A 26,244-nucleotide genomic window follows, 5' to 3' on the forward strand; every position below is an offset into this window, starting at 1 on the left:
ATCCTACTGATAAAATTACCTGATAAACTGACTGATTTGCTGGGGGTTCCCTAAACTGTTAAAATAGCCGGCAAGCGCCAGGTAATAACCCAGCACAGCCGTATAATATGCTTTTTCCATTTCTGCTTCTATCAGCACCGCATCATTTACATCTTTGGGCGAAGACAGCTGGTTTTCCATACGTTTGGTAATTAACCGGGATGTGGTCTGCGCCTCTTTCCGGGCATTGTCGAGTACCCCAACTTCATTTTCCAGCGAGGTCATTTGATTTTTTGCAATTTTTGATTGCACCTGCAGCAGCAGCCCTGCATTTTCTTCGGCAAGTTTAGCCTCCTCAACCAGTTGCCTGGCAGCAAGGGTACGCTTCCGGGTTTGCCCGTTAAACAACGACCATTGCAGTTCAACCCCAACAAACCAGTCGGGCATGGTTACCGGCAGGTCGCGCTGGTACAAATTGTAATTGCCTATCGCAAAAATATTGGGCAGGGCAAATGATTTGCTGATCTTTTCAGAGGTTTTGGCATAAGCGATTTTACTGGCCGCCAATTGATATACAGGATTTTCTGTCCAGTAATCACCCTGGGCCGCCACTGCTGCAATCCCCGTGTATGTTAAGATATCCGAAATCACCACATTGGTATCCAGTGGCAGGCCCATAAGTTTATTCAGTTCCAGATGGGCATTCTGCTTATCCAGCTTAAGGCTCGTAAGCTGGCTTCGGGCCTGCATCAATACCACATTGGTCCAGCTTTTTTGATAAGGGGCCAGAATTTGGTTTTTTACCAGCTCGTCTGCATAGTTCTTATTTTTGCTTAATGCCATCACAATAAACTCCTGCTTATTTAAAATGGTATTCAGGTACAAAATCCGCAGGTATTGCAGGGCAATGAGAAAATCAACCTCCTTATTCACCACATTCACATTGATACTCGCTGTGTTGACCAGCGATTGTGCCAGATTTTGCGCGGCATCCAGCTTATTTCCCAGAAATATGGGTTGCCTTAATCCAAGACCAGCAACAAAATACGACTGTTTACTAAGTTCCGGATTATAATCAGGATAAATGCTACCAATGATATTTTTCGAAGTATTGTAAATCCTGTCCTGTACGGCCTGCGATAGATTATTACCGGTAATTTCTTTAAACACCTCATTTGCAGCATTCACACTTTGCTGGGATGAGCCATTTACAATTCCATCCTTAACGGTTTGCAGGTTTATGGTCAGAGGGCTGCTCAGATAAGTATAGCTTGACAATAAATCTACCTTGGGTAAATAACTCTTTTTTTCGGCCTGCAGGTTGTACTGGCCGGATAATAAGGCAGACCTGGCCTGCTTTACACTAAGGTTATTTTTTCTGGCTAAATCAAAACAGGCATTCAGGCTTGTAGTCTGGCCATAAGCCTCCACCTCAAAAACCATAAAAAAGTAAGCCAACAGGTATACAAATAACTTATACCGTTCCTTTTTGAGCAGATGAGCAGGTAGATATTTAATCATACAGCATTATAAAAAGATGCCAAAGCAGCGTTAATATATAGGTAACAACATAAGATGCAAAAAGTTTGGCTAAAACAAAAAAGGCTGCCAAAGGCAGCCTTTCCTAAATTATCTATTAAAATATTAAGCGCTCAGGCCCTTTTTAAAACTCAACGACGGATACCATGCCTTTAAGCCAAACATCACTGCACCATAAATTACCGTTCCATATAAGAACTTCAATTCGAAAGGAACAGCGGCTACCAGACAGGCCCAGAAGCCAGCCAGCGTAGGTGGATACAATCCGGGAATGTACATCGCACTGATATCAGCCACTACCCAGTGGATCAGAATAACTGAAATGGCTGCCATAACCAGGTTTTGAACATTAACTTTTTTCAACAATACCCTACTTACAGCCACCATAAGGATAAAGGCTATATAAGTCCAGTACCAGCCATCATAAAAGAAACCATAACCAGAGGTTCTGGCAATAAAAATATCACTCAGTAACAGCACGGTTAACGGAAAACCAAAGGCTTTAAGCGGATTGTTGAAATAAGCTGCACCAAACATGGCAATGGCCCCTACCGCCGAAAAATTTGCAATATCCTTAAAATTATCAGAATGGGGTGCCGCCACGCGGATAATGCTGACAAGTACTACAACCAATATCAGAATTACAGTACTGGGATTAAATTTAGATTCAGACATGTTCATTTAATTATAAAACAAAGTTATATTATTTCTATGGATAACAAAACAGGCATCGTTTAACTTTAATTTTATTTAACCAAACTAAGGTCAGCCACCCCCATAATCTCGGTAGACAACTCTCCCAAGATGCCTAAATTGGCCTGAATGCCTGTTTGTATTTTAATAAAATCTATGCCCGACAGTGAAACCGGCTTTCCCTCGGCATCAACTGCATTCGCAATATCAAACTGGTCTCCACCCACCGCATTGTCGGCATAACCCCAGGCAAAAGGAAAACTGGTAATCAAAGTACCCGGCTTAATCCCTGTCAAAGGCAACAAAGAGCCCTTTAAAGTATATTCATTGCCCGTAATCCAGGCAGGGAAAGCCTGAACATTTGTACCACTGATTTCGACTACACCGGTATTCCCTTTATTGTCCCTCCAGGATACATTACCCCCCTTTGCAGGTTTGGTATAGGTCACTTCATAATTACGGATATAGCCTTCTTTGCCAAATTCACTGCCTTTTAACTCATACCAGGTATCATCGGGCTTACCATTGCCGTTCGCATCCTGCATCACCCATACCACACCCGGCTCTGCCCAATTAAACTGCGCATTGCCATAAATAACAAGGTCATTTTTGTCGTTTTCGTTAATTACCGTATGGTCAAAACCCAAAACAATAAAGCCACCCCAGGCACCCAAAGAAACGGCACCTTCCTGGCCTTCCAAACTTTTAGCACCTTCCATGCTGCCAAGGGTTTTATTGGTGTATTGTCCTGGTCCGGGTAAAAACTCAAACACTTTGGTTACGTAACTGTTGCTGCCAGGGCCCGATGGCACAGTAGGCACCCCCACATTGATCACATATTTATAGCTAAAAATACCGGCACTATTGGTGGCCGTATATTCTATATTGTAAATTCCGGCAGCTGCAGGCGTAAAATCGTAATCAGCGGTATTGCTTTTAACTTCACCTTCCAGTTTCCACTCCTGTGCATACACCTTATTGTTTACATTAAACGCCGAAAACGAGATCGTCTCATTCACTTTACCGTTAATAGGACTATTTTCGATATTCATTTTAACCACAGGGATCTGCTCCGTTTCTTCATCCTTGGTACAGGCAGTCCACACCGCAACACCCAGCAAGATCAAAAGCAAATAAAGTTTAGTTTTCATAGCAAGGGCCTTTCCTTAAAATTATTTATAGTTGTATTTAAATACTGCACTTTGTGGGATTGAACCGGTAGCAAATTCAAATTTCTTTTTGCCATCAGCTCCAAAACAGAAAAATTTACCATCGGTCGAATAATCGGTTGCATCAGCTAAATATACGTCATTACTAAGTGGATTAACAGTAACGCCATAAATATTACTTACAGCTGTTCCATCTGTAATAAAATCAGCACCAATAGTAGCATTTGCGAGATTAAACGTTTTTATAGCCGATGGATAATCGCCGGTAATTACATAAGCCTTTGCACCTGAGATGGTGATTGCATTTAAATCATAGTTATAAGTCTGCACTTTGCTATCTGTAACACTGCTCAATTTTTCAAAAGCAGGAGCAATAAAAGGCTGATATTGCCCTCTGGTAACGACAAACAAATCTCCACTTGCTGAAGCAGCTATTTTATTGGCATTAAAACTTACCGGAATTTCTTTTAGTTTGGTAAAACTGTTCAGGTCAACCACAGAAACTGACGAATTTATCGGATTGCTTACATAGGGATGCAAAGAATTGGTAACATATAACTTATTGTTTACAATAGCCATTTCTTCCATCGCACCACCTGCTTCCAGTCGTGCTTCAATACCTAAACTGGCTGTATCTATTTTAGTTATAAAACCATCATATCCGGATACATAAGCTTTCCCTTTGTAAAAAACGACATTTCTTGGAGAAAAATCTTTGGTATCATTAAAGAACGGGATTCTTTTAAGCGATTTACCTGATGCAATACTAATTACCTCAACATAGGCATCTTTATCTGTATCGTTATCCCCTGTAACCACACAATACATTTTGCTTCCGTATTGTTTCAGAGCACTGGCACCAGTCCCCAGGTTAATTCCGTTCTGTTTTTTAAAATAGTCCTTTTCTACAGCCTCGGCAGCTATATCATAATAGGTAATGGTACTCTTGTTTATCTGGCCAAATGGCCCCTCACACAACACATACACTCCGGTTGTAGCACTTGGCTGAGGGTCAATTGGCGGCAATTTATCCTTTTTACAGGCGCCCAATACCAAAACGAAGGCCGATAATATAACCAGCGCCTGTTTTTTAAAGTTAAAGTTGTTCATCATGTTTGTTTTATATATTAATTTCATTCTCATTTTTTTAAATGTAAACTCAAGTCAATTGCACCGCCTATTTCGGAAGAAATTTCTCCAAGGAACCTCGCTCTAGGATTGGTCCTGTCGGGGTCATAAGGATTCCCGTTCGAATTCTGTCCGGTATATACCTTCACAAAATCAATATGCGACAGCTGTACCTTTTTACCCTTATCATCCACAGCCCAGGAAATATCTAAGGAATTGTACGCCGAGCCTTTACTTGCCATCAATGCTTTAAAATCTTCCGATCCATTGTCGGCATAACCCCATTCAAAGGGTTTATTGGTAATGATACTTCCATCATTCAGCGTATTCTTTAAAAGCGTACCCGTAAAGCTCAGTTCCTCCTGGTTCTTTATCCATAAAGGGTAATACTGTTTGCGATGAAAATTGTTTCTTAAAACATAGCCTTCCTTACCCTGGTTATCTGTCCACCTGATGTCATCAGTTGTATTTTTAGGGTTATAATAAGTGATCTTATAATTTTTTATGGTCTCTGTTTTATGGTATTCACTTCCGGCCAGCTCAAACCAGGGGCCATCATCTGGTAAACCATTGCCGTTCAGATCCTGCATCACCATTACAATGGCAGGCTCAGACCATTCCATATTCACCCCCGTTAAAGGGTTACCATAAATACCAATATCAGCGCCTTCAGCATTTGCTATAGAATGGTCGAAACCAAATATCAGGTAACCCCCATAACCACCTAAAGAAACCAGGCCCTCGTTTGCTTTTCCAACCAGTGTTTCGGCAGCCTCAGGAGTACCCAGCCCTTCGTTAATGAACTGTCCCGGGGCAGGCAGGTATTCATATATTTTACTGATAAATTTTGAACTCGAAGAAGTTACCGGTCTGGGCTCGTAAACTGTGGCCTCAGGTTCATTTTTTTTACATGCGGTTAAACATAGTTGAAAAGCAGCAAGAGCGATGAATGCCGGTTTTAAATTCCTCAGCGTGATGTTTTTGTTGAAAGTCATTTTTAAACGATATATGATTTAATAAATAAATGCAAAGTGTGCGGGGATATCCCCTGTTTTAACAGACCATTTCATTTTCCCGGCCGCATTGAAACCATACAGCATACCCGGCGAAACATAATCTTTGGCGTCGGTAACATATACATCTTTTGTAAAAGGGTTCACTGCAATCCCATAAGGGATGATGATCTTTTTATCCGTGCCGTCTGTAATAAATTTTTTATCCGTCAGCACCTCATCCTTTACATTCAGTACTCCGTAGGTAATGGTGTTATTGCCAGTCAGGTAACTGAATACAGTACCATAAAAATAAGCCAGGTCGCCATCAATCGCCAGGTTGCTGATGCCAATGTCAAATGATTTTTTTATGGCATCTGTCTGCGTATCTATCACAAAAAGCTTAGAGGGGATGTCGTAATAATTCCCCCTCGAGGTCACATAGAGGTCGCCGTACTGATCAGCTTTAATACGGTGCAGATTGATCGCCACATCTATATTTTTTAGCACCTGAAAAGTATTCAGGTCCAATACAGACACTGTGCGTTCATAGTTGGGCGGACTATACCCCCCAGAATTGGCCACATACAATTTTTCTCCAACAATGGCCATTTCTTCCGGTTGCCGGCCCACTTCCACCCTTTTCTCTTCCTGCAAACTCAGTGTGTCTATCCTGGCAACAATACCCCTGGGCGCACTTGGGTCACCAACCCTTCCCAAATAGGCGCTCACATAAGCTTTACCATTATGAAAAGTGATGTAACGGCAATTGATCATATTGATCTGACTGATCTTTTTACCTGTTTTCACATCCAGTACTTCTACTTTATTGGAAACATTGACCACTACGTATAACTTCGACCCATATACCCCGATATCATTGGCCACATCACCAAGCCCCTTAATCACCTCAGGATTGGCCGTACCATAGATATTTTTGCGGTAAATCCCTTCTCTCAGGTTAAGATAATCGAGGGATGCCTTGTTCATGTTCATGTTCCCCTCGTTCACCACATAAAACCCTTTCATTACACTGCCCGGATCGGGTGTCAGCATTTGTGTCTCTTCTTTAGAGGGCTGCAGGTCCTTTCTGCAGGCCACAAACACCAGGCTGCACAGGCATATAATTAGCTGTATATTTTTCATGTCAGTAAGCATAAGATAAGGTGAAACGATACGACCGGCCCGGCATTGGAAAATTGGTAACCACTTCATAATCTTGATTCAAAAGGTTGTTTACCTCGACCGATACTTTAACACGGGCATGTTTTAAATCTTTATGGTAATGAAAGGCAATATCATGGGTGTACCAGGGCTGAACATAATTTTCAATAATATTGGCACTTTGATCATAACGCTCGCCCGTATAGATATAACTGTAGTTCAGACCCAGGTTTCTCCAGTCGGCACCAGCAGTAAAGGAACCACTATGTACAGGAATATATGGGATCTGGTTCTTATAGTTCAGGTTCACATCTGTCATGTTCAAAGCCTTCTGATAGGTATAGGTAATACCGGTGTTGACCATCAGCTGATCGGCAATACGCCAGCCGGTCTGTATATTCACATCCAGGCCCCTGATCTCTACCAACCCCAGGTTCTGCATGCTCCAGGTAAACAAATTGGCCCCTGGAACTGCAACAATCTTATTTCTGATCTTGTTGTAATATACGTCCGACTGTATACTGATCTGGTTCAGCAAATGATTGTCAATCAACCTGATATAGGTAAATCCAAGATCGTATTGTTTTGCATATTCCGGTTTCAGGAAAGTGTTCCCCAATAGGGTATAATACAGGTCATTAAAAGTAGGCATCCTGAATATATCCTTATAAAATCCGCGTAAACGAAATTCCTTTAAGCGGAAAGGCTGCCAGGAAACCATTACAGAGGGCTTAAGTTCCCTTTTATTACCCGCAGAAAAATAGCGTTCTACCTCATCATTAACCAGTGTGCCCAGCAAATTGGCCTGAATATTTAACCTGTCCAAATGAATTTCGGTAGCCAGGGCCAGCAGGCCCGTATGCCTGGTAGGATATGAAAAACGATCCATATTGGCGTCCAAAGTGTTCCATTGGTAATCGCCCGACAAAACGATATCCCAGAATGAACTGAGCTGGTAACGGTTGGCCAGCGAAAAATACAGCTCCTGCTGTTTATAGATATTTGTCAGAAACCCAGTATCTTTTACATAGTTCGGATCAAGATATTTGGTATAGTCGCTGGCATATTTAACAGCAGCCAAAAGATGATATTTGTGCAGGTCTTTTTTGAAGGTCGACTGCGCAAAAAAGTTTCTGTTCCACATTCTCTGCGGAAAACGCCATACATTATTTACTATGGCCCCTGGCAAGCCCTGTTTGTCATTGTATCCGTACAACTTAACCGTCCACAGACTGCTATCCGGCAATACCCCGTTCAGTCCAAGCTCAAGCCGCATGGTCTCAATCCCCCCATCTTCTCTTACTGCCGTGGTATCATAGCCGTAATTCCTTACCCTGAACTTGTAACGGCCACTTGCTTTTTTCCATTCGGCACTTAAGGAACTGTATATGCTTTCGCTGATTTTATGCTGCCAAAGCACAGAAGGATCTATCAGGCCAAATGAACCACCTTTTAACGTGGCTTTCCATTTATCACTGCGCCCATCTTCAAAATCAGGCTGCGTTGAGTTTATATACAATGAACTTCCGGCGGCAAAGCCTTTCGCCGATTGAAATATGGTACTCTTTTGCCCGTTATACAGCTCAATTTCGGCTATGTTGTCTAATGAAAATTTTCCCAGGTCGACCTGCCCGTTCTGTGCATTGCCCAATTGTACCCCATCGTAAAAAACAGCAGTATGGTTGGTACCCATGCTGCGCACATTGATGGTTTTTAAGCCACCAATGCCACCATAATCTTTTAACTGTACCCCCGAAAAATACCTGACGGCATCGGCTACCGATAAACTGTTCAGGCGTTGCAACTCTTCGCCCGAAAGGATTTGTAAAGGTGTAGATGAAGTTTGCCTCCTGCCAATCTTTATGGTTCTGATCTGTACTTCTTTAAGTTGGTTTACCTTATCAATAGAATCGGCTTTTTTAGCCTTAACCACATCCTCCTGGGCAAACAAAGTGAGGGGCATAAAAATCCCCAGCCAAAGTATAGCTTTAAAAAAAACAGAGAAACGACAATTCATGCCACGTATGGCACTTGATTTTCTTATCATTTTGATGTGAGTTTTTACCCACAGCAAACAGTTAGATCAAGGAAATGAAATACAATAAACAAGCACTCACTCCAAGCTTCAATCCCCGAAAGCTATGAAATATTACCACTTATGGCAGGTCTTCTGACTTACTCCCGGATGTTCTGCCTTCCCAATCATCCTTCCTTACAGGATAAAAAGTGGCTTCGATTTGAACACCGTTACAGAGCTTACAGCTGCGGGACAGTTACGGAATCACACCGTATTCCCTTTTAATCCCGGTCAACATAACCGGGAACCAAAAGCGATGCAAATGTAATTAATTATCCGGCCATCACCAACATCAGGCTTTTATATATTTTTTTAATACCTATATTTATCAGCATTAACCTATCAAATAATGAACAGGATCATTCTCCCCTTATTGCTGCTCATCAGCTTCCATACCATGGCCCAAAAAACCGACACCTTACTTATTGAAAAACTGATGCGACAAAACCCTGAACGCTTTTCAGGTGTTTTAAACCATCCTCAAAAAAATCAGGTACAGGTATTGTATACCCAGGTAAACCGCAATGCGGCAAACAAGATCAGCTTCAAATCCTTTAGTTACAATTTAAACGACCACCGCTACTTCTACCCTGCCAGCACCGTAAAGCTGGCCGCTGTTATTTTTGCACTTGAAAAAATAAATGAACTTAAAATAAAAGGCCTTACTGCGCAAAGCAGCATGATTACGGATAGTGCCTGGGCCGGCCAAACCAAAGTAACGACCGATAAAACCGCTAAAAACGGATTGCCCTCTGTTGAGCACTACATCAAAAAAATATTGCTGACCAGCGACAACGATGCTTTTAACCGCCTGTTTGAGTTTATTGGACGTGCCGAAATCAACAGCAAACTACAGAAATATGGTTATCAGACCAGCCGTATCCTGAACCGACTGGCCATAGGCGATGCCGGCGAGTCGGCCAAACATACCAACCCGATAAAATTTTATAACGGCAAGGAACTGGTATACACCCAGTCTGCACAATACGACCCGAAAGAATACCCCCTTACTTTAACCCATACGGTAATGGGTATCGGTTATATCGACAGCGCAGAGAAACTGGTAAACAAACCCTTTAACCTGGCCAACAAAAATGCATTTAGCATCTCCGATCAGCAGGCACTGATGAAAAAGCTCATCCATCCCGAAGCATTTCCAGCCTCAAAAAGGTTTAACCTTCGCCCTGCAGATTATCAGCTGATCTATACTTATATGAGCAAGCTCCCTACAGAAAGCGATTATCCTGCTTATGACCCAACAGAATTCTGGCCAACTTATGCCAAAATGCTGTATTATGGGCGCGAAAAGAATGCCGTCATTAACCCCGACCTGAAAATATTTAACAAGTACGGCGATTCTTATGGCTTTATCATCGACAATGCTTATTTTAAAGACGATAAAAACAACATCGAATTCTTTTTAACGGCAGTGGTCCAATCCAACGAAGATGGCATCTATAATGATGGAAAATACGAATACGACACCGTATGCTTTCCTTTTATGAAAGCGCTGGGCCAAACCATTTACAGCTACGAACTGGAAAGGAAAAACAAAAAATAAACTTCAGCAACCTACTTTTGCTCAAGCAGCTGCTGTTTGATCAGGTCCAGCTGATCGGCTTCTGCTTTGGCCAGTACCGGAAATTTAAGGTCCATCTTTTTAAAGGTTTCGGCCAGGATATGGCTGATGGCCAGCCTGCTATACCATTTCTTATCTGCCGGAAGAATGTACCAGGGCGCGGCATCCGTAGAAGTGGCCTCAATGGCTTCTTCATAGGCTTTCATGTAATCCTTCCATAAAGCCCGTTCTTTAATGTCACCTGAAGAAAACTTCCAGTTTTTTGCAGGATCGTTGATCCTGTCCAGAAAACGCTGTTTCTGCTCTTCCTTAGAAACATGCAGAAATATTTTTACGATAACCGTCCCGTTGTCCGTCAGGTGTTTTTCAAAGTTCCGTATGCTCTCATACCGCCGCTGCCAAAAATCCTTATCAATCTTCTTAACCTGAGTATAACCCGGTATTTTTTCATTGAGTATGTATTCCGGATGCACTTTACAAACCAGTACATTTTCATAATGTGAACGGTTATGGATCCCTATCCGGCCCCGTTCCGGCAATGCTTTATAATGCCTCCATAAAAAGTCGTGGTCGTATTCTTCCGATGTAGGGGTCTTAAAACTGTATACCTGGCAGCCCTGTGGGTTTAAACCCGACATAACATGCTGTATAGCACTGTCTTTTCCGGCGGCATCCATAGCCTGGAACAGAATAAGTACAGACCGTGAATCTGCTGCGTAAAGGGTTTCCTGAAAACTGCTTAAAGCAGTTTTGATCTCTTCCAGTTCTTTTACTCCCTCTTCTTTATCTTTTTCGCCTCCATAGGAAGTTGGAAAATCAGCGAGTGAAACTTTCTTGCCTGGCCTGGCCAAAAACTGTTCTAATTCTTTTTTCATAAATATATTGTTGTTTTTATCGGTAATGATAAACCTTTATGAATTTACACTAAAATTTAAGTAAATTAAATCTGTTAATTTGTATTGTAAATTTTAACACTATTTAACACAAACTGTTTTACGATTTTTTGATATTTACCCCATGTTTAAAGAAATTCGCAATAAGTACATTCGTTATTCAAGCATATTCCTTTTTTGTATCATCACCTTCTTTTGTGCCCTGCAGCTCAATTTCTTATGGTTATTCGGTTATTCCCCTTCTTATGAGGACATTAAGACCCCAACCCTCAGAGTGGGCTCAGAACTCTACACTTCCGATGGAAAACTGATTGGCCGTTATTATAAAGAAAACCGCACCCCGGTTAGCTTTAATGAAATATCGCCCAGCGTTATCAATGCATTGGTAGCCACCGAAGACGTCCGTTTCTATAAACACATGGGTATTGATTTCCGTTCTCTCCTTTCCAGCGGCATCTCTACCGCAACAGGCGATAAACGCGGGGCCAGCACCATTACCCAGCAGCTGGCAAAAAACCTCTACAGAACACGTTACAATAAGTCACAAGGCCTGTTAAGCCATGTTCCCCTGCTCCGCACGCTTGTGGCAAAACTCAAGGAATGGCTTACAGCCGTAAAACTGGAGTCCAACTACTCCAAAAACGACATCATTACCATGTACCTCAATACGGTATCTTTTGGAAATAATGCCTATGGCATCAAAACTGCATCCCGCATCTATTTTGATAAGGAGGCCAGTGCACTTGAAGTGCCGGAATCGGCCCTATTGGTGGGTATGCTCAAAGGAACAACCACCTATAACCCCATAAGAAACCCTCAAAAAGCACTGGAACGCCGCAACGTAGCGCTGGCGCAGATGAACAAATACAATTATATTTCTGCTGCTGACCTGGCTACCTATAAAAATACCCCCATAAAACTCAAAGAAGGCCGGATTGATGAAGGAAGTGACGGCGACTCTTATTTAAGGGCGGCGGTAGACAAGTACCTGGAAAAATGGTGCAAGGACAATGGTTATGATCTGTATGAAGACGGATTGAAAATTTACACCACCATAGATTCAAAACTTCAGAAATATGCAGAAGAAGCTGTTGCCGATCAAATGAAAATCATACAACGCAGGTTTTACAGCGTCTGGGGCAATCAGGATCCATGGGAAGATTCTGAAGGGAAAAAGGTCGACTACCCGGATCGCGCCATGCGCAACCTCCATATCTTTAAATTACTGGAAAAAAAATATCCAAACAGCCCCGATTCCATAACAGCTTATTTCAACAGGAAGAAGAAGATGAAGATCTTTACCTGGAAAGGCGATCGCGACACCTTATTCTCTACCATGGATTCTATCCGTTATTATGGCAAAATCATGAATACCGGCATGATGACCCTGGATCCTTTTAATGGCAAGATCAGGGTATGGGTTGGCGGTCTCGACCACAAGTATTTTAAGTACGACCACGTTAACCAGGCCAAAAGGCAGGCAGGCTCTACCTTTAAACCTTTTGCCTATCTGGCTGCACTCGAAAGCGGGATGAGCCCCTGCGATAAGTTTACCGACAAACCGGTAAGGATTGCCTACCAGGAAAACGGAAAAACTGAATACTGGGAACCTAAAAATGCCGACTGGAGCAATAGCTACCGAGAAATGTCGCTCCGCTGGGCCATGGCCAAATCTGTCAATACCATCACCGCCCAGGTTACCGAAAAAGTGGGCTGGGACAATGTGGTCAAATGGGCACATGAATGCGGCATCGACAGTCACCTCGAATCTGTTCCTTCCGTAAGTCTGGGCCCCAACGACGTATCTGTTTTTGAAATGGTAAAAGCTTACGGTACTTTTTTAAACGGAGGACTAAAAACAGACCCGATCCTTGTGGAAAAGATAACCGACCTGGACGACAACCTGATAGAAGAGTTTAAAGCCAAAACAAAAAGGGTCCTTACCGAAGAAATATCCTGGCTCATGCTCTACATGTTCAGGGGTGGTATGGATGAGCCCGGTGGTACTTCGCAAGCCCTCTGGGAATGGGACCTTTGGAAGAAAAACAATCAGATAGGTGGCAAAACTGGTACATCAAGCGATTATGTGGACGCCTGGTACATGGGCATCACCAAAGATCTGGTAACCGGCGTTTGGGTAGGTTGCGATGAACGTACCGCACACTTTAAAAACGGCGAAACGGGTGAAGGCTCCAGAACTGCCCTTCCCATCTTTGCCAAATTTATGGAAAAGGTATATAAAGATCCAAGTACGGGCTATACCATGGGTCCTTTCCCTAAAGCTACTGTTAAAATTACCAGGGAAATCAACTGCCCTACGCCAAGATATGAGGTGGATACCACATCCAACGACAGTCTGGCGGTAGACTCGGCCAATTTTGAAGTGCCCGCAACAGAAGAGCCGAAACCCGTTCAAAACGAGCCTGTAGTCCAAAAAACTGAAGAAAAGAAAACACCTGAGCCTGTTAAACAACCTGCCCCCGAAGTGCCGCTTACCAGGAAGGAAGAAAGGGAACTCAGAAAAAAACAACGCCAGGAAGAAAGAGAAAAAAAGAAAAACGGCAATCAGTAAACCTGGTTGTTTACACATTGCTTAAATAAGCTGCAATCTAGGTATTACTATTTTGCGTAAATTTAAAACCAACTCTTGAAATACAAGCGATATGAATAAAAGCTATACTTTCCTCAAAAGATTAATTCCTGTTCTGTTCATCTTCACGATGTTTTCTACCTCCCTTCATGCCCAGTATTTCGGACAAAACAGGGTTCGCTACAACAATGAGAAGTTTAAAGTACTGCAGACACCACATTTCGAGATCTACTATTACCTTAAAAATGAACGGCTGATACAGAAATTTGCCCAGGATGCAGAGACCTGGTATAAAATGCACCAGGAGGTTTTCAGGGATACTTTTCTGAAAAAGAACCCCATCATACTTTACAATAACCATCCTGATTTTCAGCAAACCACTGCCCTGCAGGGCGAGGTTGGCATAGGAACAGGCGGGGTTACAGAAGCTTTTAAAAACAGGGTAATCATGCCGGTGATGGAGCTGAATAACCAAACACGGCATGTTTTAGGTCATGAGCTGGTACATGCTTTTCAATACCACCTGTTGCTGGAAAAAGATTCTGTCAACCTGGAAAATGTAAGCCAGATCCCCTTATGGATGATAGAGGGTATGGCCGAGTACCTTTCTGTAGGAAAAACGGATGCCTTCACTTCCATGTGGATGAGGGACGCTTTGCTGAACAGGGATATCCCTTCCTTAAAAGACCTTACCAATTCCAATAAATATTTTCCCTACAGATATGGACAGGCATTCTGGACTTTTGTTGGCTCTGTATATGGCGATACCACCATCGTTCCCTTATTTAAGGCCACCGCAAAATATGGTTATGAGAACGGATTGAGGTATACCTTCGGGTATGATGACAGGACGCTTTCAGGTCTCTGGAAAAATGCCATTGAAGCGCATTACCGGCCCATGTTAAGGGCAGACAGCTCCCAGATCAGGATCACCGGAACAAAGATCATCGACAATAAAAATGCAGGGAACATGAACGTAGCGCCCTCCATTAGTCCGGATGGCAAATACCTTGCCTTCTTATCTGAAAAAGATCTTTTTGGAATAGACCTCTTTCTCGCTGATGCAAAAACCGGTAAAATTATCAGAAAGCTCAGCAGCCAGGTTGCCAATTCACATATCGACGATTTTAACTTCCTCGAATCTGCAGGTACCTGGTCGCCAGACGGTAAACAATTTGCCTTTAGCATTTTCAGCAAGGGCAAAAACCAGCTGATGATCATCAATATAGACAATGGCAGCGTTGCCTTGCGTGCAGATATGGGCGATGTGGCGCAGTTTGGCAACTTGTCCTGGTCGCCAAATGGCGATGACATCGCTTTCTCCGGAATGATACAGGGCCAAAGTGATATCTTCTCTTATAACCTTAAAACGAAAAAGGTTACCCAGATTACCAATGACGCCTATTCAGACTATGCCCCCGCCTATTCACAGGATGGAAAGAAAATAGCCTTTTCATCAGACAGGGCCTCTATAACTAAAAACAACAATACGGCAGTCCACTCCATCAACCTGAGTATTTACGATATTGAAAGCAAAACTTTAACTGATATCCCCGTATTCCCTGGCGCCAATAACCTCAATGCCCAGTTTTCTGGCGACAGCAAAAGGCTCTTTTTCTTATCCAACAGGGACGGGTTCAGGAATCTTTATGCGTACAACCTGGCCGACAATTCGGTTAAACAGCTAACCGATTATTTTACGGGGATCAGTGGCATCACGGAATTTTCTCCGGCCATCTCCGTATCCAGAAATGACGACATCGTGTACAGCTACTACCGTTCGCAGCGTTATACTTTATACAACTCCCCGATCAGCAGTTTCCGTTCAAAACCGGTAGATGCCAATGCAGTAAATTTTGATGCTGCCGTGCTGCCACCCATGGAAACCATTGGTGTTGACATTGTAAACTCCAACCTCGGCAATTTTGAACGCTTTGAAAAAACCATAGCAGATTCTATGCACCTTGTGCCTTACAAGCCTAAATTTAAGCTGGACTACCTCGCCAACAGCGGCGTAGGTGTTTCCACCAGCCGCTTCGGTACTGGTGTACAGGGTGGTATTGTCGGAATGTTCAGCGATATACTTGGTCGTAACCAGATCGTTGCCAACCTTTCTGTAAATGGGGAGATCTATGATTTCGGGGGACTGGTGGGTTACATCAACCAGCAAAACCGGATCAACTGGGGCCTAGCTTTATCGCATATCCCTTATATCACCGGTTTCCGAGAAATTGTTCCAACTACATTGGACAACAATGGAACTCCGGTTAGCGTAATTGACGACAGGACCAACCTGATCCGTACATTTGAAGACCAGGCACAGGTATTTGGTGCCTACCCTTTCAATAAGGTACACCGTTTTGAAGCAGGTGGTGCATTCTCACGTTACAGCTACAGGGTAGACCGCATCAGCAATTACTATGAGAACCTGAATGGTTATCCCGGTTATTACATCACTTCGGACAAAAGAAAAGTACCACTGAGCGAAGCGACCAATGATCTGGGAGTTCCGCTCAAAAGCTTTAGCATCTTCCAGCTCAATGCTTCTTTTGTGGGCGACAATTCCATCAATGGCATCACCTCACCCCTTGAGGGTTTCAGGTACCGCCTGGGCATGGAACAGTATTTTGGTGATTACAAATTCTCGGCAGCAACCATTGATGTAAGAAAATACTGGCGCTTAAAACCCATTACCATCGCTGCCAGAAGCTATAACTACCTGAGGATTGGTAAAGACGGCGAAAACTTATACCCGCTATATGTAGGATACCCATATTTCATCAGAGGTTATGAAGCGAATTCCTTATACAATAGTGGGAGTACCGGAACCAGTAATGGTTTTGATATCAACCAGCTTTCAGGAAGTAAAATGGCTGTATTTAATTTTGAACTCCGGCTTCCTTTTACAGGTCCAAAAAAGCTGTCTGCCATTCCTTCCAAATTTCTCTTTACAGACCTGAACCTCTTTTTTGATGCCGGTCTGGCCTGGAACGAAGACTCTAAAGTGGTATTTAAAAACCAGCCCACCAATAACATCAGACCCAAGCTGGGGTCTGACGGCCTGCCGGTTAAAGACCTCAACAATAATCCGGTATATACCGGTACCAACGAACGTGTTCCGGCATTAAGTGTGGGTATATCTTTACGTGTTAACGTATTCGGTTACTTTGTACTCGAACCTTATTATGCCATTCCATTCCAGCGCAAAGATATCTCAGCAGGTGTATTCGGCCTTACTTTTGCCCCGGGATGGTAAGCCCTCAGTTAACAGTACATTTAGTTAAAAATGTACTGTTAACAATCTGAGAGCGTGAGAGCGTGAGAGCGTTGAGAGCGTGAGAGCACCAAATTAAGAGAGCACTAAGAAAGTATACTGAACGACAGGTTTACCTGATTGACCATCTTCTTGTTGGTCGTAATGTGCTCAAAATCCAATCCTATAGTAAGATCTATCCAGTCTGGGTTACAGGAACGCACCAACCTTTCTTTTTGTGTCCGTGTAAACCTGCTGATCAGCTTAAAGCGGCTCAACGCCTGGGCCTCGGTCTTTAACTCCTCAAAGTAAACCAATCGCGTGAGCTGCTGCCCGCTGTCAAACAATAAACAAGGCATTTGTTTGTAGAAATCTAATGTCTTAATTAGATCGGAACTCATCCCAACATGTAAACTGGTCCTGTTCCTGTCTGTTACCACGTACACAAATTTTTTCATAACTATCTATAAAATTGCTTACAACTAAATAAATTAGTATATATTTGTACAATAATAAATATAACTAACTTTATTGGCACAATAATACTAATAATATTAGCAAAAACAAATTTATTTTAAAATTTTATTTTATGTCAAATATTTCAAGCAACCTGAAGTACTTAAGAAAGAAAAAAGGCCATACACAACAGCAATTCGCTGATGCTATGCAAATTAAGCGATCTCTTATTGGGGCATACGAGGAAGACCGGGCTGAACCCAAATATGATTTGCTAAAAAAAATAGCAGAATATTTCGACCTGACAATAGATGAGTTTATCAACGAAAATATCAATGACGACTGGAAACCCAAGCCAAAAAGCCAGGGATCTAACCTGCGGATATTAAGTATATCGGTAGACAAAGATGACAACGAGAATATAGAAATGGTTCCCGTAAAGGCAAGTGCCGGCTATCTCAACGGATTTGCAGACCCTCAATACATCAAAGAACTACCCAGATTTCAGCTTCCACTCCCCTTTTTAAAACATGGTACCTTCAGGGCCTTCGAAATTGTAGGCGATTCTATGCTGCCCATACAGCCTGGAAGTGTGATCGTTGCAGAATATATGGACAACTGGAACGACGTTAAAACAGGTGAAACCTATATCATTGTAAGCAGAACGGAAGGTGTCGTTTACAAAAGGGCAGGAAACCGTTTTAAAGAAAATAAAGAGCTTAAGCTAATCTCAGACAATAAGATCTACGATCCCTATACCGTTGCTGCAGATGACATCATGGAAATCTGGAAGGCAAAGGCATACATTTCAACTTCTTTGCCTGAACCAACCCCGGAACCTACTATAGAAACCTTGAGTGCTATGATGGCCCAAATGCAAAAATCCATCTCCCAGCTAAACAAAAACTAATGCACAAGGCGGAGCAGTTTATCCTCAATAAATTACAGCAAAGAACAGATAAGGGTATTCTACGAAAACTGCCTGCAAATACCTTTGCCTGCGACTTCTCCTCCAATGATTACCTGGGCTTTGCCGGTTCTGCCGAACTGAAAACAAAAGCACAAAACCTGCTTGTCCAAATCCCTGCTTATAAGAACGGGGCCACCGGCTCACGTTTATTAAGCGGCAACCATATTTTTACAGAGGAAACGGAACAATACATTGCCGGTTTCCATGAGGCTGCAGCCGGACTGATCTTTAATTCCGGCTATGATGCCAATGTTGGGCTCCTCTCCGCCCTGGCCCAGCGGGGCGATACCGTTATCTGTGATGAACTGGTCCATGCCAGCCTCATCGATGGTGCCCGCCTAAGCTATGCAAACCGTTATAGCTTTAAACACAATGACCTGCATGATCTTGAAACCAAGCTAAAAGCTGCCAAAGGTAGTATATATGTAGTTATTGAAAGTGTTTACTCTATGGATGGCGACATGCCCCCCCTGCAGGAAATCAGTACCCTGTGCCAGCAATACCAGGCCAGTTTAATTGTTGATGAAGCCCACGCAACCGGCATATTCGGCCGGCAGGGCGCCGGACTGGTCCAGGCAATGGGCCTGCAAAATAAGGTGTTTGCACGCATTGTCACCTTCGGAAAAGCAATGGGCTGCCATGGCGCTATTGTATTGGGCAGCCACAACCTCAGGGAATACCTCATCAATTTCGCCAGACCCTTCATTTACACTACGGCAGCACCTCTTCATACCATTGCCACTATAAAGGCTGCTTATCAGCTGCTGCAGGAAACAAACTATCCCCAGCTGATCAGTGATAAAATAGCACATTACCTCTACCTCATCGGGCAAACCTCTTTACCTGTCACCCAAAGCAGAAGTGCTGTACATACCATTTTATACCAAAACAGCAGCGAGGCCAAAACTGCCGCCGCTGCACTTCAGTATAAAGGCCTGGATGTAAAGGCCATCTTGAGCCCTACCGTAGCAGAAGGCCGGGAAAGGTTAAGGATCTGTCTGCACCTGTTCAATACAAACGAAGAGATAGAAACCCTGGTTAACGAACTAAAAGCAATCAAGCCCCATGAATAACAATACTTATTTCATTACAGGTATCGGCACAGGCATAGGCAAAACTGTGGTCAGCGCCATCCTCACAGAAAAACTGCAGGCCGATTACTGGAAACCCATACAATCCGGAGACCTGGAGATCAGCGACAGCCTGTTCATCAAGCACCTGGTCAGTAACCCCAAAACCATTGTCCACCCCGAAAAATACCGGCTGGGGCAACCACTCTCCCCACACCTTTCGGCCAGGATAGACGGTGTGCAGATCAGTATTGAGGCCATCAGACCACCAGCAACAGACAACAATCTGGTCATCGAAGGCGCCGGAGGCTTAATGGTCCCGCTTAACGACAATGAGCTGATACTCGACCTCATCAAAGCCCTAAATGCAAAAGTAATCGTTGTATCCCAAAACTACCTGGGCAGCATCAACCATACCCTGCTTACACTTGAAGTCTTCAAAGCGCACAGCATTAACGTAGAAGGTCTCATATTTAACGGAACACCCAATCCCGAAACTGAGGCCTACATCAGCCAGTACAGCAAAGTAAAAGTATTGGGCAAAATCCCAAAAATGAGTATTGTCGACCGGGAAAGTATCCTAAGGGCCGGCCAATACATCAACCTCTAAACCATAAAGCACAAAAAAAAGGGGGCAATATCAGCCCCCTTTCCAATAAATATTATTGATAATCTATTTTACTGTATCAATTACCGCTTTAAAAGCTTCCGGATGGTTCATTGCTAAATCAGCTAAAACTTTACGGTTCAAACCAATATTTTTAGCAGCTAATTTACCGATTAACTGAGAGTAAGATATACCGTGCTGACGTGCTCCGGCATTGATACGCTGGATCCACAATCCGCGGAATTCTCTTTTCTTAACTTTACGGTCACGGTATGCATATTGCAAACCTTTTTCTACCGTATTTTTAGCAATGGTGAAAACCTTGCTTCTTGATCCCCAATAGCCTTTGGCTAAATTTAAGACCTTTTTCCTTCTTCTTCTCGAAGCTACTGCGTTTACCGAACGTGGCATGTTTTTGTTGTTTTTGATAAACGGTGTTGCGTATTACAGCAAACTTACTACCGGGTACCTGGTTAAAAATTTAATTATTTACCGATGCAAAGCATACGTTTAACGTTGCCCATGTCAGCGTCAGACACCATTGATGTTTGACCTAAGTTACGCTTACGTTTAGTCGACATCTTGGTTAAGATGTGGCTTTTGTAGGCGTTCTTCCTTGCGATTTTACCTGTTCCAGTAAGCGAAAAACGCTTTTTAGCACTGGAATTGGTTTTCATTTTTGGCATAACCTGTGTTTATTTATGTAATTTATTTATTTCTTAGCAACTTTGGGTGCAAGCGTTAAAAACATACGCTTACCTTCTAACTTAGGCAACAGTTCAACCTTCCCTATATCTTCTAAAGCCTGGGCAAATTTCAACAGTAAGATCTCTCCCTGCTCTTTATAAACAATTGCCCTACCTTTAAAATGAACATAAGCCCTAACTTTTTCCCCATTTTCCAGAAAACTAATGGCATGTTTTAGTTTAAACTGAAAATCGTGGTCGTTGGTATTGGGTCCAAACCTGATCTCTTTAATTACAGTCTGCTTCGCATTTGCTTTAATCTCTTTCTGCTTTTTCTTCTGCTCGTAAACAAACTTACTGTAATCAATAATTCTGCAAACCGGGGGCACCGCATTCGGAGAGATCTCTACCAAATCCAGTTCCAGTTCGTCGGCAAGGGCCAAAGCTTTTGCCAAAGGATAGATCCCTGGTTCAACATTATCTCCAGCTAATCTTACCTCTTGTGCCCTGATAAACTGATTAATATTATGTTCTGCTTCTTTTTTCTTAAAAGGAGGACGTGGTCCCCTGTTAAATCCTGGTCTGCCTAATGCCAAATTTGTATCTTATTTAAACTGTTATTTCTTTAATTAATAATTCACTAAACTCCTGAAGGGTCATTTCGCCTAAATCTCCTTCTCCATGCTTCCTCACCGAAGCCTTCCCTTCAGCCATCTCCTTTTCGCCGATAATCAGCATATAAGGGATTTTTTTGACCTCTGCGTCCCTGATTTTCCTTCCAATCTTTTCATCACGAAAGTCAATCAGCCCGCGAATATCGGAATTATTTAATTCATCTGAAACTTTTTTTGCATAATCTTCATACTTTTCTGAGATCGGCAGGATAATGAACTGTTCAGGTGAAAGCCATAAAGGGAAATTTCCGGCGCAATGTTCAATCAAAACCGCAATAAACCTTTCCAGTGAGCCAAAAGGTGCCCTATGGATCATCACCGGTCTGTGTTTCTGGTTGTCGCTTCCGGTATATTCCAGTTCAAAACGCTCTGGTAAATTATAATCCACCTGAATGGTACCCAGCTGCCATTTTCTGCCCAATGCATCCTTCACCATAAAATCCAGTTTCGGCCCGTAAAAAGCAGCTTCACCATATTCCACTACAGTCGGCAAACCTTTTTCATCAGCAGCCTCTATAATTGCGGTCTCTGCCAGGCGCCAGTTTTCATCGCTGCCAATATATTTCGCCTTGTTTTCCGGATCCCTTAAAGAAACCTGCGCAGTGTAATCGTCAAAGCCCAAAGATTTAAACACATACAATACCAGGTCAATTACTTTTTTAAACTCCTCCTTTACCTGGTCCGGCCTGCAGAACAAATGTGCATCATCCTGCGTAAAGCCCCTTACACGGGTTAAACCATGTAGTTCCCCGCTCTGCTCATAACGGTATACCGTACCAAATTCAGCAAAACGCAATGGCAGGTCTTTATAAGAACGGGGTTTTGTTTTATAGATCTCGCAATGGTGCGGACAGTTCATCGGCTTCAGGAAAAACTCTTCTCCCTCCTGCGGTGTCTTTATCGGCTGGAACGCATCCTTACCATATTTTTCGTAATGGCCCGATGTGATGTATAAATTTTTATGTCCGATGTGCGGGGTTACGACCTGTTCATAGCCGGCCTTGGCCTGGGCCCTGGTTAAAAACTGCACCAAACGCTCACGCAAAGCAGCGCCTTTAGGCAGCCATAAAGGCAGTCCCATCCCTACTTTTTCTGAAAAAGCAAAAAGTTCCAGTTCTTTACCCAGTTTACGATGGTCTCTTTTCTTTGCCTCTTCTATCATGTGCAGGTACTCGGTAAGCTCGCTCGCTTTCGGGAAAGTAACCCCATAAATACGTGTCAGCTGCTTCCTTGTCTCATCTCCGCGCCAATAGGCACCGGCCACATTCATTAACTTTACAGCCTTCACAAAACCCGTATTCGGGATATGCGGGCCACGGCAAAGATCTGTAAATTCACCCTGGGTATAAAAAGTGATCTTTCCATCTTGCAAACCTTCTAAAAGGTCCAGTTTGTACTCATCACCCTTTTCTTCAAAATATTTAATGGCATCAGCTTTACTGACGGCCTTACGTTCAAAAACCTCTTTCTGCCTGGCCAGCTCCAGAATCTTCGCCTCAATCTCTTTAAAATCGTCCGACGAGAACTCCCGGTCACCAAAATCTACATCATAATAAAAACCGGTCTCAATTGCAGGTCCTATCCCAAACTTGGTTCCAGGATACAGGGCTTCCAAGGCTTCGGCCATAATGTGGGCCGATGAATGCCAGAAAGTAGCTTTACCGGCCTGATCGTTCCAGGTCAGCAATTTTACGGTGGCATCCCCTTCAATAGGCCTCGACGAATCCCATACTTCGCCGTTCACTTCGGCGGCTAAAACATTGCGGGCAAGGCCCTCAGAAATTGATAAAGCAATTTGATGGGCAGTTGTGCCCTTTTCATACTGGCGGCTGGAGCCGTCAGGGAGTGTAATGTTAATCATCTACAACTATGATTTAAGTTTATTAAAAAAATTTAAACAATCACTTACAAGGTGATCTTTTTGTCAAAAGCAAAGTTAATCAATATTCTGTACTTTCCAGCCAGCCATTTGTCAGTACATCGGCTAAATGCATGGTTTTAAGCGGAATATTGTTTTTATCAATGTATCCCTGCAGGTGCATCAGACAGGACAGATCTGTCGAAATGATGAATTCCGCACCCTGTTCCAGGGCATTGTTTACCTTTTGCTGGGCCATGGCCGAGGATATGGAATCAAATTTAACCGCAAAGGTCCCACCAAATCCGCAGCACATATCCGTGTCTTTCATTTCCACCATCTCCAGGCCATGCACTTTAGACAGCAGCAGCCTGGGCTCCTCTTTAATTTTACATTCCCGCAGTCCGCTGCAGGAATCATGGTACACCGCTTTTCCATCCAGTTCTGCACCAAAATAATCCTTCTTCAGTACGTTCACCAGAAAATCGGAAAGCTCAAATATATTGCTCTGTATACTCCTGCACTTGTTATGTACAATGGTATTGGTAAACAAGTCGTTAAAGCCATTTTTCACCATCCCCACACAAGAGGCCGATGGGGCTACAATATAATCTGTTTCCGAAAAATCGTTTAAAAACTTGATCCCCGTTTCCTTGGCCTGTTCCCAGTAACCGGCATTATAGGCAGGCTGTCCGCAACAGGTCTGTTCAGAATTATAAAACACCTGGCATCCTGCCTTTTCCAGCAATTTAACGGTATTAAATGCAGTTTCAGGATACAATTGGTCAACAAAACAGGGTATAAATAATTCTATCTTCATTTCATTTCAACTTTTCTAAGCAGCAGCAAAAATACCAAACCTATAACGAAAAATGATGCCAAAGCAATAATTGAATTCCGCATGCTACCTGTTGCTTCCTCTATAAAAGCAAAGCTGAACAGTCCGATCACAATGGCCAGTTTCTCTGTAACGTCATAAAAACTAAAAAAAGAGGCGGTGTCAGGCGTATTAGCCGGTAAAAATTTAGAGTAGGTAGACCTGGATAAAGACTGGATCCCGCCCATAATCATCCCTACAACTGCAGCCAATGCATAAAACTGGTATTCATTGCTGACAAAATAAGCGCAGCCGCAGGCCCCTATCCAGATGAACACCACAAAGATCAGCACCCGTACATTTCCAAACTTTTCGGCAAAACGCGACATCAGCATGGCACCGGCAATGGCCACCAGCTGTATAATTAAAATTATAGCAATCAGTTTGGCTGTTCCCAGGTTCAGTGTTTTTTCGCCGAAACCTGCAGCAGCAAGCATAATGGTCTGCACACCCATCGAGTAAAAGAAGAAAGCAGGTAAAAACTTCTTCAGAAATTCCAGGTGTCTTAACTGTTTCCAAACTTTAGCCAGTTCCTGAAAACCACTATGGATCACATGCTTATTGATGGCCACATAATTGGGGCTGCCAGGCGGCAGTTTTCTGAAAGAGATCTGTGCAAAACCGATCCACCACAAACCAACCAGCAAAAACGATAGCCGGGGTGGAAAAGAAAGATCCGTAATCCCAAACAATTCAGGCTTCAGTACAAAAACAAAACAGATCAGCTGCAACAGCACACTGCCTACATAACCATAGGAATAGCCCTTCGCACTCACCTTATCCTGCTGGTCTGGTGTAGCAATCTCAGGCAGATAAGAATTGTTGAATACCACACCACCTACATAGCCAATCGCTGCAATTACGAAACAAATGATGCCCAGCTCCAGTGTGTCCAGCTTAAAAAAATACAGACCCATACAGGCAATCCCCCCTATATAGGTAAACAATTTCATAAAAACCTTCTTGTTCCCCCTGTAATCGGCCATCGAAGTCAGGATGGGCATCAGGATCACCATGATCAGGTAGGCAAAAGAAAGCGCATAATTGGACAGGGCCGTATTGGTAAACTGGTGACCAAAAAAACTGACCTGGTCGCCATGTTCCTTCGTGGTGGTAATAATGGTATAATAGGCCGGAAATATAGTTGAGGTGATGACCAGGTTATAAGCAGAATTTGCCCAGTCGAAGAATGCCCATGAGCGGATTACCTTCTTGTCGTTTTTTTGTTCCATGTATTCAATAAGGGCGCTAAAATAGCTAAAAAACCAAAAGCAGACTAATTTACTTTCTCCAGTTTTGTGGCCCCCGATTTTTTCTCGTCCACCTTTTTGGGATTGCCTTTATAATAGATCTCACTCGATCCTGAAGTTTTCACTTTCAGCTCATTCAGCACATTGATATTGGCCTTACCACTGCCATCTGTATCAATATTGTATATCCCAACTATAAAATCAAAGGCATCCACCCTGGCCGTACCGTTAATTTTCAGGTCGTGCACCCCGGCCTGTCCGCTCAGCGCAATTTTACCTACACCATCAACCCTTGTTACTACTTTCCTTGCACTTAAATTCATGTTCACATCAGCTGCGCCCGAAAAAGAAAGGTCCAGGTCATCGGCATAAATACGCCCTTCCCCAACAGCTTTCACCGCACCGTCCAGCTTCAGCGACCTCAACTCCCCTATTCCTGCCCTTACCACAATCGAATCTGTACCACAATAGTGGTCGTAATCCAGTTTCAGCCTTAATTCAGAACCGGAAACATCGGCCTTCACGTAAGTAATGATATTGGAATCGGCATCCACCTGGATCTTGTAACTGCTGTCCTGCACCATCACCAGTTTAATGGCCCCTTCTACTTTTATCCGATCAAAATTCTTTACAGATACCGCCCTGCTCACATGCCGGCCGGCATCTTCAATACATTTGTTTTCGCAGCCTGTAAATAAAACAGGTATCAATAAGGCTATAAGGGATATTTTCTTCATCAT

22 protein-coding genes and 1 riboswitch are annotated in these 26,244 nt (G+C 43.1%); of the genes, 6 read left to right on the forward strand and 16 right to left on the reverse strand.

The genetic code is table 11. The features are described 5' to 3' along the window. Positions 1–15: 15 nt before the first annotated feature. The 7 genes from HDC92_RS00385 to HDC92_RS00415 form a co-directional block, all read right to left on the reverse strand. The gene (locus HDC92_RS00385; protein WP_183871584.1) at positions 16–1,500 is read right to left on the reverse strand and encodes a TolC family protein; all 1,485 of its coding nucleotides are present in this window, start codon (positions 1,498–1,500) and stop codon (positions 16–18) included. Positions 1,501–1,623: 123 nt separating this feature from the next. Next, positions 1,624–2,193 (reverse strand): DUF6580 family putative transport protein, encoded by a 570-nt coding sequence (locus HDC92_RS00390; RefSeq protein ID WP_255484276.1) that lies wholly within the window; start codon positions 2,191–2,193, stop codon positions 1,624–1,626. A 71-nt stretch (positions 2,194–2,264) separates the two neighbouring features. After that, on the reverse strand, positions 2,265–3,362 hold the full coding sequence (locus tag HDC92_RS00395) for a cell surface protein (protein WP_183871588.1): 1,098 nt from the start codon (positions 3,360–3,362) through the stop codon (positions 2,265–2,267). Between the two features lie 21 nt (positions 3,363–3,383). Next, positions 3,384–4,517 carry a YncE family protein gene (locus HDC92_RS00400; RefSeq protein WP_255484277.1) on the reverse strand — a complete coding sequence of 378 codons (1,134 nt, stop codon included), beginning with the start codon at positions 4,515–4,517 and terminating at the stop codon, positions 3,384–3,386. Positions 4,518–4,519: 2 nt separating this feature from the next. Then, complete coding sequence (locus tag HDC92_RS00405) at positions 4,520–5,503, reverse strand: PKD domain-containing protein (protein ID WP_183871592.1); 984 nt, start codon at positions 5,501–5,503, stop codon at positions 4,520–4,522. A gap of 18 nt (positions 5,504–5,521) precedes the next feature. Beyond that, the gene (locus tag HDC92_RS00410; RefSeq protein WP_183871594.1) at positions 5,522–6,646 is read right to left on the reverse strand and encodes a YncE family protein; all 1,125 of its coding nucleotides are present in this window, start codon (positions 6,644–6,646) and stop codon (positions 5,522–5,524) included. 1 nt (position 6,647) lies between these two features. Further along, positions 6,648–8,711: a TonB-dependent receptor gene (locus HDC92_RS00415; RefSeq protein WP_183871596.1), complete on the reverse strand. Its 2,064-nt coding sequence runs from the start codon at positions 8,709–8,711 to the stop codon at positions 6,648–6,650. A 95-nt stretch (positions 8,712–8,806) separates the two neighbouring features. After that, positions 8,807–9,008: riboswitch (cobalamin riboswitch) on the reverse strand. Positions 9,009–9,090: 82 nt separating this feature from the next. On the opposite strand from HDC92_RS00415, the gene HDC92_RS00420 reads away from it, so the two are divergent. Further along, positions 9,091–10,302: a serine hydrolase gene (locus tag HDC92_RS00420; RefSeq protein ID WP_183871599.1), complete on the forward strand. Its 1,212-nt coding sequence runs from the start codon at positions 9,091–9,093 to the stop codon at positions 10,300–10,302. An 11-nt stretch (positions 10,303–10,313) separates the two neighbouring features. Here HDC92_RS00420 and HDC92_RS00425 read toward each other — a convergent pair whose 3' ends face one another. Then, a complete protein-coding gene (locus tag HDC92_RS00425; protein WP_183871601.1) occupies positions 10,314–11,195 on the reverse strand; it encodes a polyphosphate kinase 2 family protein in 882 nt (293 codons plus the stop codon). Positions 11,196–11,337: 142 nt separating this feature from the next. Between HDC92_RS00425 and HDC92_RS00430 the strand changes: the two genes are divergently transcribed. Next, entirely contained in the window at positions 11,338–13,785 is a 2,448-nt protein-coding gene (locus HDC92_RS00430) for a transglycosylase domain-containing protein (RefSeq protein WP_183871603.1), read from the forward strand. Positions 13,786–13,876: 91 nt separating this feature from the next. Beyond that, on the forward strand, positions 13,877–17,059 hold the full coding sequence (locus HDC92_RS00435; RefSeq protein WP_183871605.1) for a basic secretory protein-like protein: 3,183 nt from the start codon (positions 13,877–13,879) through the stop codon (positions 17,057–17,059). 104 nt (positions 17,060–17,163) lie between these two features. Here HDC92_RS00435 and HDC92_RS00440 read toward each other — a convergent pair whose 3' ends face one another. Further along, positions 17,164–17,514, reverse strand: a complete 351-nt coding sequence (locus tag HDC92_RS00440) for a GIY-YIG nuclease family protein (RefSeq protein ID WP_015807735.1) — start codon at positions 17,512–17,514, stop codon at positions 17,164–17,166. A 131-nt stretch (positions 17,515–17,645) separates the two neighbouring features. On the opposite strand from HDC92_RS00440, the gene HDC92_RS00445 reads away from it, so the two are divergent. From HDC92_RS00445 to bioD, 3 genes are read left to right on the forward strand one after another with little or no spacing between them, the layout of a single operon-like run. After that, positions 17,646–18,422: an XRE family transcriptional regulator gene (locus HDC92_RS00445; RefSeq protein ID WP_015807734.1), complete on the forward strand. Its 777-nt coding sequence runs from the start codon at positions 17,646–17,648 to the stop codon at positions 18,420–18,422. After that, positions 18,422–19,555 (forward strand): aminotransferase class I/II-fold pyridoxal phosphate-dependent enzyme, encoded by a 1,134-nt coding sequence (locus HDC92_RS00450; RefSeq protein ID WP_183871607.1) that lies wholly within the window; start codon positions 18,422–18,424, stop codon positions 19,553–19,555. The genes HDC92_RS00445 and HDC92_RS00450 overlap by 1 nt, the downstream gene beginning before the upstream one ends. Further along, positions 19,548–20,162: a dethiobiotin synthase gene (gene bioD, locus HDC92_RS00455; protein ID WP_183871609.1), complete on the forward strand. Its 615-nt coding sequence runs from the start codon at positions 19,548–19,550 to the stop codon at positions 20,160–20,162. The genes HDC92_RS00450 and bioD overlap by 8 nt, the downstream gene beginning before the upstream one ends. Positions 20,163–20,225: 63 nt before the next feature. Here bioD and rplT read toward each other — a convergent pair whose 3' ends face one another. The 7 genes from rplT to HDC92_RS00490 all read right to left on the reverse strand — a co-directional run bounded on the left by rplT (position 20,226) and on the right by HDC92_RS00490 (position 26,244). Continuing rightward, the gene (gene rplT, locus HDC92_RS00460) at positions 20,226–20,570 is read right to left on the reverse strand and encodes a 50S ribosomal protein L20 (RefSeq protein ID WP_015807731.1); all 345 of its coding nucleotides are present in this window, start codon (positions 20,568–20,570) and stop codon (positions 20,226–20,228) included. 74 nt (positions 20,571–20,644) lie between these two features. Further along, positions 20,645–20,845, reverse strand: a complete 201-nt coding sequence (gene rpmI, locus HDC92_RS00465; RefSeq protein WP_015807730.1) for a 50S ribosomal protein L35 — start codon at positions 20,843–20,845, stop codon at positions 20,645–20,647. Positions 20,846–20,871: 26 nt separating this feature from the next. Then, positions 20,872–21,441 (reverse strand): translation initiation factor IF-3, encoded by a 570-nt coding sequence (infC, locus tag HDC92_RS00470; RefSeq protein ID WP_015807729.1) that lies wholly within the window; start codon positions 21,439–21,441, stop codon positions 20,872–20,874. A 13-nt stretch (positions 21,442–21,454) separates the two neighbouring features. Next, positions 21,455–23,380 carry a threonine--tRNA ligase gene (gene thrS, locus HDC92_RS00475; RefSeq protein WP_015807728.1) on the reverse strand — a complete coding sequence of 642 codons (1,926 nt, stop codon included), beginning with the start codon at positions 23,378–23,380 and terminating at the stop codon, positions 21,455–21,457. Between the two features lie 79 nt (positions 23,381–23,459). Then, complete coding sequence (locus HDC92_RS00480; RefSeq protein WP_015807727.1) at positions 23,460–24,197, reverse strand: (Fe-S)-binding protein; 738 nt, start codon at positions 24,195–24,197, stop codon at positions 23,460–23,462. Beyond that, entirely contained in the window at positions 24,194–25,486 is a 1,293-nt protein-coding gene (locus HDC92_RS00485) for an MFS transporter (protein WP_183871611.1), read from the reverse strand. Before HDC92_RS00485 ends, HDC92_RS00480 begins: the two co-directional genes overlap by 4 nt. A gap of 44 nt (positions 25,487–25,530) precedes the next feature. Continuing rightward, positions 25,531–26,244: a head GIN domain-containing protein gene (locus HDC92_RS00490; protein ID WP_183871613.1), complete on the reverse strand. Its 714-nt coding sequence runs from the start codon at positions 26,242–26,244 to the stop codon at positions 25,531–25,533.

Origin of the sequence: Pedobacter sp. AK017, from assembly GCF_014200825.1 — a bacterium.
In the GTDB taxonomy this organism is placed as follows: domain Bacteria; phylum Bacteroidota; class Bacteroidia; order Sphingobacteriales; family Sphingobacteriaceae; genus Pedobacter; species Pedobacter heparinus.